This is a genomic window from Mesorhizobium silamurunense (assembly GCF_014843905.1).
GTDB lineage: Bacteria > Pseudomonadota > Alphaproteobacteria > Rhizobiales > Rhizobiaceae > Mesorhizobium > Mesorhizobium silamurunense.
Genome location: NZ_LPVS01000152.1, coordinates 1 through 268, shown reverse-complemented (window position 1 = coordinate 268; position 268 = coordinate 1). Strand labels below are relative to the sequence as shown.

The 268-nt window shown below is 58.6% G+C and carries 1 protein-coding gene; it reads right to left on the bottom strand.

Annotated features, from left to right (window positions below):
* Positions 1-268: GTP-binding protein (locus tag AU465_RS32805; protein WP_192257135.1), on the bottom strand; the 268-nt coding region annotated here is incomplete at both ends.

Below are 268 nucleotides of genomic sequence, written 5' to 3'. Positions count from 1 at the left end.
CCGGTGATCATGTTCTTCACATAGTCGGCGTGGCCGGGGCAGTCGACGTGGGCATAGTGACGGTTGGCCGTCTCATACTCGACATGCGCCGTCGAGATCGTGATGCCGCGCGCCTTCTCTTCAGGCGCCGCGTCGATCTGGTCATAGCGCTTGTATTCGCCAAAATACTTCGTGATCGCCGCCGTCAGCGACGTCTTGCCATGATCGACGTGCCCGATCGTGCCAATGTTCACATGCGGCTTGGTGCGCTCGAATTTACCTTTTGCCA